The 13,279-nt window shown below is 59.1% G+C and carries 6 protein-coding genes; all 6 read left to right on the top strand.

The window, feature by feature from the left end; genetic code table 11:
• Positions 1 to 89: 89 nt before the first annotated feature.
• Positions 90 to 1,343 carry an MdtA/MuxA family multidrug efflux RND transporter periplasmic adaptor subunit gene (locus tag HA50_RS15820; RefSeq protein ID WP_084876522.1) on the top strand — a complete coding sequence of 418 codons (1,254 nt, stop codon included), beginning with the start codon at positions 90 to 92 and terminating at the stop codon, positions 1,341 to 1,343.
• Positions 1,340 to 4,570: an efflux RND transporter permease subunit gene (locus tag HA50_RS15815; RefSeq protein WP_084876521.1), complete on the top strand. Its 3,231-nt coding sequence runs from the start codon at positions 1,340 to 1,342 to the stop codon at positions 4,568 to 4,570. Before HA50_RS15820 ends, HA50_RS15815 begins: the two co-directional genes overlap by 4 nt.
• Positions 4,567 to 7,668: an efflux RND transporter permease subunit gene (locus HA50_RS15810; protein ID WP_084876520.1), complete on the top strand. Its 3,102-nt coding sequence runs from the start codon at positions 4,567 to 4,569 to the stop codon at positions 7,666 to 7,668. Before HA50_RS15815 ends, HA50_RS15810 begins: the two co-directional genes overlap by 4 nt.
• Before the next feature lie 3 nt (positions 7,669 to 7,671).
• The gene (locus HA50_RS15805) at positions 7,672 to 9,078 is read left to right on the top strand and encodes an efflux transporter outer membrane subunit (protein WP_139810938.1); all 1,407 of its coding nucleotides are present in this window, start codon (positions 7,672 to 7,674) and stop codon (positions 9,076 to 9,078) included.
• 838 nt (positions 9,079 to 9,916) lie between these two features.
• The gene (aas, locus tag HA50_RS15800; protein ID WP_084876519.1) at positions 9,917 to 12,067 is read left to right on the top strand and encodes a bifunctional acyl-ACP--phospholipid O-acyltransferase/long-chain-fatty-acid--ACP ligase; all 2,151 of its coding nucleotides are present in this window, start codon (positions 9,917 to 9,919) and stop codon (positions 12,065 to 12,067) included.
• Positions 12,064 to 13,254, top strand: coding sequence for a lysophospholipid transporter LplT (gene lplT / locus HA50_RS15795; protein WP_084876518.1), 1,191 nt, complete (start codon positions 12,064 to 12,066; stop codon positions 13,252 to 13,254). Before aas ends, lplT begins: the two co-directional genes overlap by 4 nt.
• Positions 13,255 to 13,279 lie beyond the last annotated feature (25 nt).

Raw genomic sequence — 13,279 nt, 5'->3', positions numbered from 1 at the left:
CCGATAATACGCCCAGTAATGATTTACCTTTGAAATAATCCCCTGTTTTCCAGGGGATTTTCCATTTATCAGATGACCTGAAGAACTCAATGAAGACCAACGCTTCCCGCTCTGCTTTCTCTCGCTGGCTGAAATGGCTGCTCCTGTTAGTTGTGCTGTTAATTGTGGCTGGCGTGATCTGGCGCGTAGTCGGTGGACGCGGGGCGATGCCGCCTGGCGGCGCGCCGGGTGGGGCACAGGGTGGGCGCGGTGGTCACCGTCCCGCTGGTGGTCCACCGGGTATGGCGATGATGATGGGGGGCGCGACGCTGGTGCACAGTGGCGTTGCCACCACTGCCGATGTGCCGGTGTATCTGAATGCGCTGGGGACGGTCGTACCCAATGCCAGCGTGACGGTGACCAGTCGGGTGGCGGGTCAGCTGGATAAGGTGTACTTCACCGAAGGACAGAAAGTGCAGGCGGGTCAGCTGCTGGCGCAGATCGATCCGCGCAGCTACCAGGCGACGCTGGCGCAGTATCAGGGCGATCTCAATCAGAACCAGGCGCTGCTGAAAAGTGCCGAACTGACGCTGGCACGTTACAAAAAACTCTACGCGCAGGATTCACTGGCGCGCCAGGACCTCGATACCCAGATGGCGACCGTGGGCCAGTATCGTGGTGCGGTGGCGGCGGATGAAGCGCAGATTGCCAGTGCAAAACTGGATATTGAATACGCGCGCATCACCTCACCGGTCAGCGGTCGTGTCGGCCTGCGTCTGGTGGATCCGGGCAATATGATCCAGACCTCAGACACCACCGGGATTGTGGTGGTCACGCAGATGCAACCGGCAGCGGTGACCTTCAGCGTGCCGCAAAGCAACATTCCGCAGCTGACCAAAGCGCTGCACAACGATCAAAGCCTGCCAGCAACGGCGTTTGATCAGGACAACACCACGGTGCTGGCGCAGGGTGAAGTGAGATATATCAGCAACCAAATCGACACCAGCACCGGCACCATCGAGCTGAAAGCCAGTTTCGCCAACCAGGACGAGTCGCTGTTTGCTAACCAGTTCGTCAACCTGCGCCTGCAAACCGAAATCCTGAAAAATGCCACGGTGATCCCGGCCCAGGCGTTGCAACTGAGCAGCGATGGCAGCTTTGTGTTTGTCATCAATAAAGACAACACCGTGACGCGTAAAGCGGTCACCACCGGTCCGACCTTTGGTGAAGATTTCCAGGCGATCCTGAAAGGGGTAGAGCCGGGCGAACGTCTGGTGACGGAAGGCATCGATCGTCTGACCAACGGCAGTAAAGTGACGCTGGCCGATGAGAGCAAACCGACTGCGACCACCGAGGCCAAATGAATCCGTCACGCCTGTTTATCCAGCGTCCGGTCGCCACCATCCTGTTGATGGTGGGCGTGCTGATCGCCGGGATCTTCGCTTATAAATTTCTCTCCACCTCGGCGCTGCCGCAGGTGGACTATCCGACCATTCAGGTCACCACGCTGTATCCGGGTGCCAGCCCGGACGTGATGGCTTCATCGATCACTTCGCCGCTGGAGCGCCAACTGGGGCAGATGGCGGGCTTAAGCCAGATGACCTCCACCAGTTCCGGCGGTTCCTCGATCATTACCCTGAAGTTCAGCCTTGATTTGTCGCTGGATGTGGCAGAGCAGGAAGTGCAGGCGGCGATCAACGCCGCGAACAACCTGCTGCCGAGCGATCTGCCTAATCCGCCGACGTATAAAAAGGTCAACCCGGCAGATACCGCGGTGATCACCCTGGCGGCCAGTTCGGAGACGCTGCCGCTGACCCAGGTGCAGGATCTGGTCAACACCCGCGTGGCGCTGAAGCTGTCGCAGATTTCCGGCGTCGGTATGGTGACGCTGGCGGGCGGACATCAACCGGCGATCCGTGTCCAGATGGACCCGAAAGCGCTGGCGGCGCATAACCTGACGCTGGAAGACGTCAACACCCTGATTGGCAACAGCAACGTGAACGGCTCAAAAGGTGGCTTCGATGGCAAATACCATTCGGTCACCATCGACGCTAACGACCAGCTGCGCACTGCGGAAGAGTACGGCAACCTGATTATCACCTATCAGAACGGTGCCGCACTGCGCCTGAAAGATATTGCTCATATTGAGCAGGGGCCGGAAAACAGCTTCCAGTCGGCATGGGCCAATAACAGCCCGGCGATTGTGATTAGCGTACAGCGCCAGCCAGGGGCAAACGTGATTCAGGTGGTGGATGCCATCAAAGCCAAACTGCCCACCTTGCAGGCGGCGTTACCGGATGGCGTGAAGATGACCATCCTCTCCGACCGTACGCAAACCATTCGCGCTTCGATCAGTGACGTGCAGTTCGAGCTGATGCTGTCGGTGGCGCTGGTGGTGATGGTCACCTTCCTGTTCCTGCGCAATATCGCGGCGACATTGATCCCCAGCGTCGCAGTGCCGCTGTCGCTGATTGGTACCTTCGGCGTGATGTACCTGGCGGACTTCAGCCTGAACAACCTGTCGCTGATGGCGCTGACCATCGCCACCGGCTTCGTGATCGACGATGCGATCGTGGTGGTGGAGAATATTTCGCGACGGCTGGAAGAGGGCGAAACGCCGATGCAGGCGGCGCTGAAAGGTTCTCAGCAGATTGGCTTCACCATTATCTCGCTGACCTTCTCGCTGATTGCGGTGCTGATCCCGCTGCTGTTTATGGGCGATGTGGTCGGGCGTTTGTTCCGTGAATTTGCCATCACCCTGGCGGTGTCGATCCTTGTCTCGATGCTGGTGTCGCTGACGCTGACCCCGATGCTGTGCGCTTACTTGTTGCAGCATATCCCGCCGGAAAAACAGTCCCGCTTCTCACGCAAGGGCGGTGAATTTTTTGACAAGCTGGTGCGCGGCTATGACCGCATGCTGACTATCGTGCTGAATCACCAAAAGCTGACGTTGCTGGTGGCGCTGGCGACCTTCGCGCTGACGGCGGTGCTGTATCTGGTGATTCCAAAAGGCTTCTTCCCGACCCAGGATACCGGCCTGATTCAGGGCGTCACCATTGCCTCGCAGGATGTGTCCTTTAGTGAAATGTCGCAACGGCAGCAGGCACTGGCAAAAGTGATTCTGCAAAACCCCTCGGTGGAGAGCCTGTCCTCCACCATCGGCATCGACGGCACCAATACCAGCCTCAACAGCGGCAGTATGCAGATCAACCTCAAGCCGTTTGGTGAGCGTGATGACAAAGCCGATGTGGTGATTAAACAGCTGCAACAGGCGGCGACCCAGGTGACGGGTATCCAGCTTTATTTGCAACCGGCGCAGGATTTAACGGTTAACGACCAGGTCACACCAAACCAGTATCAGTTCACCCTGGACGACGCCGACAGTGAAAACCTGGTGAAATGGACGCCGCAGCTGATTGCCGCCTTGCAGAAACGCCCGGAATTTAACGGCGTGGTGAGCAACTTACAGGATCAGGGCCGCGTGGCTTATGTGGAACTGAACCGCGATAAAGCGGCACGCTACGGCATTACCGCCTCGGATGTTGATACCGCGTTGTACAACAGCTTTGGTCAGCGTCTGGTGTCTACCATCTTTACCCAGGCGAACCAGTATCGCGTGGTGCTGGAAGTGGCTCCGACTTATCAGCAGTCTCCGGCATCGTTCGATGATGTCTATCTGCAACCGTCGACCAGCAGCAGTGACAGCAGCAGCTCCACCACCAGCAGCAGCTCGTCCAGCAGCAGTAGCGCCAGCTCCAGTTCCAGCTCATCGGACAGCTCCAGCAGTACGACCTCATCCAGCACCAGCAGCACCACTGGCATGGTGAAACTGACCTCGATCGCCACCATTCATGAGCGCACCGGTTCCCTGATGCATATGCGCCTCAACCAGTTCCCGGCGGTGATGGTGTCGTTTAACCTCAGCAGCGGTTATTCACTGGAAGATGCGCAGCAGGCGATTACCGAGGTGACCCAGCAGCTGAATCTGCCATCGAGTATCACCCTGCGTTATCAGGGGGAAACCTCGGCGTTCCAGTCAGCGACTGGCAACACGCTGTGGCTCATTCTCGCGGCGCTGATCACCATGTATGTGGTGCTGGGCATTCTGTATGAAAGCTTTATTCATCCGGTCACCATTCTCTCCACGCTGCCGTCGGCGGCGGTGGGTGCGCTGCTGACGCTGCTGCTGGCCGGTAGCGAGTTCAGCCTGATTGCGCTGATCGGGGTGATCCTGTTGATCGGCATCGTGAAGAAGAACGCCATTATGATGATCGACTTCGCGCTGGAAGCGGAAAACAAGCAGGGGATGAGCCCACGCGATGCGATTCATCAGGCGTGTCTGCTGCGTTTCCGCCCGATTATGATGACCACCATGGCGGCACTGCTGGGGGCATTGCCGCTGATGCTGGCCTCCGGTTCTGGCGCTGAGTTGCGCCAGCCGCTTGGCCTGGTGATCGTCGGTGGGTTGATCGTCAGCCAGGTGTTGACGCTGTTCTCCACCCCGGTGATTTACCTGTGGTTTGATGGCTGGGCACAACGTGGTAAGCGTTTTGTGCAGCGTAAACAGCAGCAGGCGCGAGGCGAGCAATGAATCTGACGCGGCTGTTTATCTTCCGCCCGGTGACGACTCTGCTGCTGACGCTGTCGATCATGCTGCTTGGCCTGTTGGGCTACCGGCTGCTGCCGGTGGCTCCGCTGCCGCAGGTGGATTTCCCCACCATTATGGTCAGCGCCAGCCTTGCCGGGGCTAGCCCGGAAACCATGGCGGCCACGGTGGCGACACCGCTGGAACGTTCGCTCGGGCAGATCGCGGGCATCACCGAGATGACATCGAGCAGTTCGCAGGGTTCCAGCACCATCATTTTGCAGTTTGAACTGGATCGCGACATCAACGGCGCGGCGCGTGATGTGCAGGCGGCGATTAACGCGGCGCGCAGTTTGCTGCCAAGCTCGATGGAATCGCTGCCGACCTACCGTAAAGCCAACCCGTCCGATGCGCCGATTGTGATGCTGGCGCTGGTCTCCGCCACCCGCACACCGGGTGAGCTCTACGATCTGGCGGAAAGTAAAATTGAACAGGCGATGAGCCAGGTGCAGGGCGTGGGTGAAGTGTCGCTGATGGGCAGTGCGCTGCCTGCGGTGCGCATCGACCTGCAACCGCAGAAGCTAACGCAATACGGTATTTCACTGGATACGGTGCGCAGCGCCATTGCCGACAGTACCACCAACCTGCCGAAAGGGATTTTACAGGGCAGCAGCCAGTCGTGGCTGGTGGACAGCAACGGACAGCTGGATAAAGCGGCGCAGTACCGCAATCTGATCGTCAGCTATAGTGACGGCAAAGCGGTGCGCTTGCATGATATCGCCACCGTTTATGACTCCGTCGAAGATAAATACCAGGCCGGTTTCCTCAATGCTACGCCGTCGGTGATGATCGGGATCACCCGTCAGGCCGGGGCTAACATGCTGGATACCATCGATGCCATCAAAGCGCAGCTGCCGAACCTGGAAAAAGATCTGCCCGCCGATACCCAACTGAAACTGGTGGTGGACCGTTCCCCGACGGTGCGTCAGTCGTTGTATGACACCGAAGAGACGCTGCTGATCGCCGTGATGCTGGTGATTGCGGTGGTGTTTGTCTTCCTGCGCAATGTGCAGGCGGTGGTGATCCCGGCGCTGGCGCTGCCGGTGTCGTTGATTGGCACCTGTGCGGTGATGTATCTGCTGGGTTATAGCCTCGATAACCTGTCGCTGATGGCGTTGATCATCTCCACCGGTTTTGTGGTCGATGATGCGATTGTGGTGCTGGAAAACATCACCCGCCATATCGAAGAAGGGTTAAGTCCGCTGCGCGCCGCGCTGCGTGGGGCGCAGGAAGTGAGCTTTACCGTGCTGTCGATGACCATGTCATTGATTGCGGTCTTTATCCCGATCCTGCTGATGGGCAGCATCGTCGGGCGTCTGTTCCGCGAATTTGCCGTGACGCTTTCCATCTCGCTGCTGATTTCGATGTTTGTCTCGCTCAGCCTGACGCCGATGTTGTGCGCGCGCTTGCTGAAACCCAAGCCGAAGGTCAGCAAACGCCCGCATCCGCTGTACCAGTTTATTGAAAACCAGCTGAATGCGCTGCTGGCTGCCTACTCGCGTGGTCTGGCCTGGGTGCTGGCGCACCAGAAAATCACCATGTTCAGTTTGCTGCTCACCGTGGTGCTCAACCTGTTTTTATATTCGGTGGTGCAGAAAGGCTTCTTCCCCAATCAGGACACCGGGCTGCTGATGGGAGCGTTGCGCGCCGATCAGAACATCTCGTTCCAGGCGATGAAGCCGAAGATGTTGCAGTTCACCAAAATCATCGAGTCGGACCCGGCAGTCGAAAGCGTGATGTCGTCGATGGGCAGCGGCATGTTTGGGTCGCGTAACAGCGCCAACTTCTTTGTGCGGCTGAAGGATTTTGACAAGCGAACCGCGACCGCCACCGAAGTGGCTAACCGCCTGAGTATGAAGACCAGCCATATCGCCGGGGGACAGATGTTCCTGATGGCGGCGCAGGATCTGCATATTGGTGGCCGCAGCGCCAACGCCACTTATCAATACAGTTTGCAGGCCGACGATCTGGATGTGCTGCGCACCTGGACGCCGAAAGTGCAGGCGGCGCTGGCGGCGATCCCGCAGCTGAACAGCGTCGATTCCGACTCGCAAACCGGTGGCCAGGAAGTGGTGATCAATATCGATCGCGATCGGGCGAAGATGCTCGGGGTTAACGTGCAGATGATCGATACCATGCTGAACAACTCCTTCAGCCAGCGGCAGATCGCCACGCTGTACCACACGCTTAATCAGTACCATGTGGTGATGTCGTTGCAGGACAGCTACACCCGTGACCCGAATATCCTGAAAGAACTGTTTGTGGTGAACGACAGTGGCGACCGCGTGCCGCTCTCGGCCTTTGCCACCTTTGTCGGTGGCAATGCACCGCTTTCGGTGGCGCATCAGGGGCAGTCCGCTACCAGCACCATCGCCTTTAACCTGAATGACGGCGTCTCGCTGGAACAGGCGCAGCAGCTTATCAAGCAGGCGATGGCGAAGATCGGGCTGCCTTCCAATGTTCAGGCCGGTTTTGCCGGCACCGCCGCCGCGTTTTCTCAGCTGACCGCCACCATGCCGTGGCTGATTCTGGCGGCGCTGGCGGCGGTGTATATCGTGCTCGGCGTGCTGTACGAAAGCTATATCCATCCGATCACCATTCTTTCCACGCTGCCGTCGGCGGGCGTGGGTGCCTTGCTGCTGTTGCTGCTGACTAATACGCAGCTGACGGTGATCGCGCTGATCGGCATTATCCTGTTGATTGGTATCGTGAAAAAGAACGCCATTATGATGATCGACTTTGCCATCGACGCTGAGCGCCGTCAGGGCATGACGCCGCGTCAGGCGATTACTCAGGCCTGCCTGATGCGCTTCCGTCCGATCATGATGACCACGCTGGCGGCCTTCTTCGGCGCACTGCCGCTGGCGCTGGGCAGCGGCGGTGATGCTGACCTGCGCAGCCCGCTTGGTCTGGCAATTGCCGGTGGCCTGGCGCTCAGCCAGTTGCTTACTTTGTTTACCACGCCGGTTGTTTATCTCTGGCTCGATAGTCTGAGCCGCGCCACCCAACGTCAGTGGCGGCGGTTGCGTCATGCGGAATCCTGATCCATGAAAATGTCGTTACGAATTACCCCGATCTTTATGGCGCTGCTGCTGGCAGGCTGTACCGTTGGTCCTGATTATCAGCGTCCGACGATGGCAATGCCGACCCATTTTAAAGAGGCGCAAGGCTGGACCGAAGCCACGCCGCAGGATGATCAGAGCAAAGGCGAATGGTGGGCGGTGTACCACGATGCCACCCTCGATGGCCTGTTGCGTCAGGTCAGCATTTCTAACCAGAACGTGGCGAACTATGCCGCCCAGTACCGTGAAGCCCAGGCGCTGGCGTCGCAGTCACGCGCTGAACTGTTCCCGTCGGTGAGCTACGATGCCACCAGTACGCGCAGTGGTAGCCGCGCCAGCACCACCGGCCAGCGTAGCGTCAGCAACAGCCATCAGGCCGAACTGAGCGCCAGCTGGGAGCTGGATCTGTGGGGCAAACTGCGTCGCACGCTGGAAGAGAACAAAGCCAGCGCGCAGGCCAGTGCCGCCGAGCTGGCGAATATCACCCTCAGCGCCCAGTCTGAGCTGGCGCAGGACTATTTCCAGCTGCGCATTATGGACGAGAAAATCGCCCTCTATCAGCGCAGCGTCGATGCTTATCAACGCTATCTGACGGTGATTCAAAACAAATATCAGGCGGGCAGCGAATCGCGCGCCACCCTGGCGCAGGCGCAGATGCAGCTGGAAAGCGCTCGCGCCTCAGCGCAGGATTATCAGTGGCAGCGCGCGCAGCTGGAGCACGCCATCGCGCTGCTGCTGGGCCGTGCGCCTGCCGATTTCTCCCTGCCGGTGGCGAAGCTGGATGCCACTTTGCCGGATATCCCGCACAGCGTGCCGTCGCAGCTGTTGCAGCGCCGTCCGGATATCGCCTATGCCGAACGTAACGTGGCGGCAGCGAACGCTGCGGTGGGCGTAGCGATTGCCGGTTACTACCCGGACCTGACCTTAAGCGCCAGCGGCGGTGTCAGTTCTTCCACCTTCAGCAACCTGTTCTCGCTGCCCAATCGTGTCTGGTCGCTGGGACCGGAGCTGAGCGGCACCTTGCTCGACTTTGGCGCGACCTCGGCGAAAGTGGAACAGGCGCGCGCTTCCTACGATGCCAGCGTGGCCAGCTATCGCCAGTCGGTGCTGGAAGGGATGCAGGAAGTGGAGGATTACCTGGTGGAGCTGAACACGCTGAAGGGCGAAATTGTTTCGCAGCAGCTGGCGACCACCGCAGCGCAGGAATCAGCGCGCGTCACGCGTAATCAGTATGAGGCGGGGATGATTGATTATCTCGACGTTGCCACGACGGAGAATACCAGCCTGAGCGAGCAGCAGAGTTTGCTGTCGTTGCAGAGTACGCAGTGGGTGAGTAGCGTGGAGTTGATCGCTGCGCTGGGCGGTGGATGGGAGGGGGAAGGGACGCCTTAGCGCTAGCGTTGTTCGCTTCCGAGCAGGTTTCGTTTGCTCCAGAGCAGGTTTCGTTTGCTTCAGAGAAGGTTTCGTTCGCCTCGGGCACCGGCAGTTTCAGCTCGCCGGTGCGGCGACCGAGCAAAGTGGGCCTGGCCGCCCCCTTTGCATTCCCGGGCCTTGCGCCGCCTCCCTCGCCGCTTCGCGGTCCCTTCGCTTACTCACGCTTCCGACGGACCGGCGTCGATTCGCTCCTGCTCAACGCCGCCTTTCGCCGCATCCATGCGGCTCATCCTGGAATCGCTCCCGCGCTCAGCGAGTCCGGATGGCGCTCACACCCCCGCTGCACCATCGATGACTTTCTGGGGTTTTTCCTTTGTTGTTTGTTGTTTGTTGTTTGTTGTTTGTTGTTTGTTTTTTCTGCGGTCTTGCAGACGGGGGGGCGGGCGGCATTCGCAGCGCCGAGTGCAGAGGGAAGGCCAGGACGAGCCGCAAGGATGCGGCGAGAGCGCGGCATGAGCCACGGAGGGCGAATCCGCGCGGTCCGTCAGGCCTGAGTGATAAGCGAGGGGACAGCGCGAAGCGCTGCGCGAGGACGCCGCAGGGCGCGGATTGCAAAGGTGCGCGCCATCGCACCTTTGCCCGTCCGCCTGCACATAGGTGCTGAAACTGCCTAAAGCCTGGCGGGCGGAACCTTCTCAGAGCACAACCGCTGCTGGCGGGTGGAACCTTCTCAGGGCCAAACCGCTGCCAGCGGGCGGAACCGTAATTTATTACGTATTGCCGCGCCTGCTACTTGTCGAAAATGCGCGAATCCTGCATCGTAGGGACCATTTTTCACGACTGCTAAGGAGCTGGCATGTTATTCACCTGCCTGCGTTTCCTCTGCCGCCTGTTATGGCGCGTCGAGCTGCGCGGTGATCTGGCCGCACTGCACAAATCTAAAGTGCTGATCACCCCCAACCACATGTCATTTCTTGATGGCGTGCTGGTAGCCTTATTCCTGCCAATTAAACCGGTGTTTGCTGTCTATTCCTCGATCAGCGATCAATGGTTTATGCGTATCCTGAAGCCGTTGATCGACTTCGTGCCGCTCGACCCCACCAAACCGATGTCGATAAAGCATCTGGTCCGCCTGATTAACGAAGGCCGTCCGGTGGTGATTTTCCCGGAAGGCCGTATCACCGTTACCGGTTCGCTGATGAAGATCTACAGCGGTGCCGGTTTTGTGGCGGCAAAATCGGGTGCCAATGTGGTGCCAATGCGTATCGAAGGCGCGGAATATACCCCCTTTGGTCGTCTCGCCGGGGTGTTTAAGCGTCGCCTGTTTCCCCGCATCACCCTGACTTTGTTACCGTCCACCGTGATCCCGATGCCAGAAGCGCCACGCGCGCGTGACCGTCGTCTGCTGGCTGGCGAGCACTTACATCATGTGATGATGGAAGCGCGTATGGCGGTGCGTCCGCGTGAAACGTTATTTACTGCGTTCCTTAACGCGCGCACCCGCTACGGCCTGTTTAAGCCCTGTATCGAAGACATCAACTTCAAAACCGACAGCTACACCGGTCTGCTGAAAAAAGCCCTCGGTGTTGGGCGTATCCTCGAACGCTACAGCCAACAGGGGGAGTATGTTGGCCTGCTGCTGCCCAATGCCACGGTAACGGCGGCGGCGATTCTCGGAGCGTCATTGCGTGGACGCGTTCCGGCGATGCTCAACTACACCGCCGGGGTCAACGGTATGCGCGCGGCGCTGACTGCGTCACAGGTGAAAACCGTGTTCACCTCGCGTCAGTTCCTCGATAAAGGCAACCTGTGGCATCTGCCTGAGGGGCTGAGTGAGGTGAAGTGGATTTACCTTGAAGATCTGCGCGATACCGTCACCACCAAAGACAAATTGTGGATCCTGACTCATCTGCTGATGCCGCGTCGCGCACAGGTCGTGCAGCAGCCGGAAGATGCCGCGATGGTGCTGTTTACCTCGGGGTCGGAAGGCAATCCTAAAGGGGTGGTGCATTCCCACAAAAGCCTGCTGGCTAACGTCGAGCAGATTCGTACTGTGGCGGATTTCACCCCGCGTGACCGCTTTATGTCGGCGCTGCCGCTGTTTCACGCCTTTGGTCTGACCGTGGGCCTGTTCACGCCATTGCTGACCGGGGCAGAGGTGTTCCTCTATCCCAGCCCGCTGCATTACCGCGTGGTGCCCGAGCTGGTGTATGACCGCAACTGTAGCGTGCTGTTTGGTACCTCAACCTTCCTCGGTAACTATGCGCGGTTCGCCAGCCCTTATGATTTTGCCCGTCTGCGTTATGTGGTGGCTGGTGCGGAAAAATTGCAGGAAGGAACGCGCCAGATCTACATGGAAAAATATGGCATCCGTATTCTTGAAGGCTACGGTGTGACCGAGTGTGCGCCGGTGGTGGCGATTAACGTACCGATGGCGGCGAAATCGCACACCGTGGGCCGTATCCTGCCGGGGATGGATTCGCGTCTGATTTCGGTGCCAGGCATTGAGCAGGGCGGTCGCCTGCAATTGCGCGGCCCCAACGTGATGAACGGCTATCTGCGCGTGGAGAACCCAGGCGTGCTGGAGCTGCCGGTAGCCGATAACGGCGAAGGTGAACTGGAAGCGGGCTGGTACGACACCGGCGATATCGTCAGCTTTGATGAGGGCGGTTTCTGCCAGATTCAGGGACGGGCGAAACGCTTCGCCAAAATCGCCGGTGAGATGGTCTCGCTGGAGAGCGTCGAGCAGATCGCCCTGAAAGCCTCGCCGGAGAAACAACATGCGGCGTCACTGCGTCCCGATGGCAGCCGCGGTGAAGCGCTGGTGCTGTTCACCACCGACAGCGAGCTAAACCGCGACAATTTGCACCAGGCGCTGCGTGAACTCGGCGCACCGGAGCTGGCGTTACCGCGTGATATCCGCGTAATGAAACAATTGCCGATGCTGGGCAGCGGTAAACCTGACTATGTCAGCCTGAAAAAACTGGCCGAAGAGGAGCAGGCATGAGCCAGGCGGTAAACCCGGATGCACCCCTGATGTCACGTAGCATGACAGCAGTGATTGTGGCGCAGTTTCTCTCGGCGTTTGGCGATAACGCGCTGCTGTTCGCCACGCTGGCGGTGCTGAAAAATCAGTTCTATCCCGACTGGAGCCAGCCGATACTGCAAATGTTGTTTGTCGCCACTTACATTCTGCTCGCGCCCTTTGTCGGACAGATGGCGGACAGCTTTGCCAAAGGCCGGGTGATGATGTTCGCCAACAGCCTGAAGCTGCTGGGAGCGCTGATTATCTGCTTTGGCTTCAACCCGTTCCTCGGCTACACGCTGGTGGGGGTAGGGGCGGCGGCTTATTCCCCGGCGAAGTATGGCATCCTCGGTGAAATCACCCGTGGTGAGAAGTTAGTGAAAGCTAACGGATTGATGGAAGGATCGACCATCGCCGCGATTCTGCTGGGCTCGGTGGCGGGTGGCATTCTTGCTGACTGGCATCTGCTGGCGGCACTGGCAGTGTGTGCGCTCACTTACGGGCTGGCCGTGGTGGCAAACCTGTTTATCCCACGTCTCGTGGCGGCACGCCCCGGCCAGAGCTGGCATTTTGGCGTGATGCTGCGCAGTTTCATTGATGCCACGCTGCTGTTATGGCGCAACGGCGAAACCCGCTTCTCACTGCTGGGTACCAGCCTGTTCTGGGGTGCCGGGGTGACGTTGCGTTTTCTGCTGGTGCTGTGGGTGCCGGTGGCGCTGGGTATCAGCGATAACAAAACGCCGACCACGCTGAATGCCATGGTGGCGATCGGTATCGTGATTGGCGCGGCAGCGGCAGCGAAACTGGTGACGCTACAAACGGTACGCCGCTGTATGCCTGCCGGGGTGCTGATCGGTGTGATGGTGGTGGTGTTCTCAATGCAGCACAGTTTGCTGCCTGCTTATCTGATTTTGATGCTGATTGGCGCACTGGGCGGGTTCTTTGTCGTGCCGCTGAATGCGTTATTGCAGGAACGCGGTAAGGCCAGCGTCGGCGCGGGCAATGCGATTGCCGTGCAGAACCTCGGTGAAAACACCGCGATGCTACTGATGCTGGGTCTGTATACCGTGGCGATTAAGCTGGGGGCACCGGCGGTGGCGACCGGTATCGGGTTTGGCGCGATTTTCGCCGTGGCGATCATCGTATTGTGGTGGAAAGCGCGGCGTTAGCCGCGCCTGGTACGAATTGTAGCGG

The organism is Pantoea cypripedii (assembly GCF_002095535.1).
In the GTDB taxonomy this organism is placed as follows: domain Bacteria; phylum Pseudomonadota; class Gammaproteobacteria; order Enterobacterales; family Enterobacteriaceae; genus Pantoea; species Pantoea cypripedii.
The sequence above is the reverse complement of the archived record's forward strand: the minus strand, read 5'-3'. Positions and strand labels throughout refer to the sequence as shown.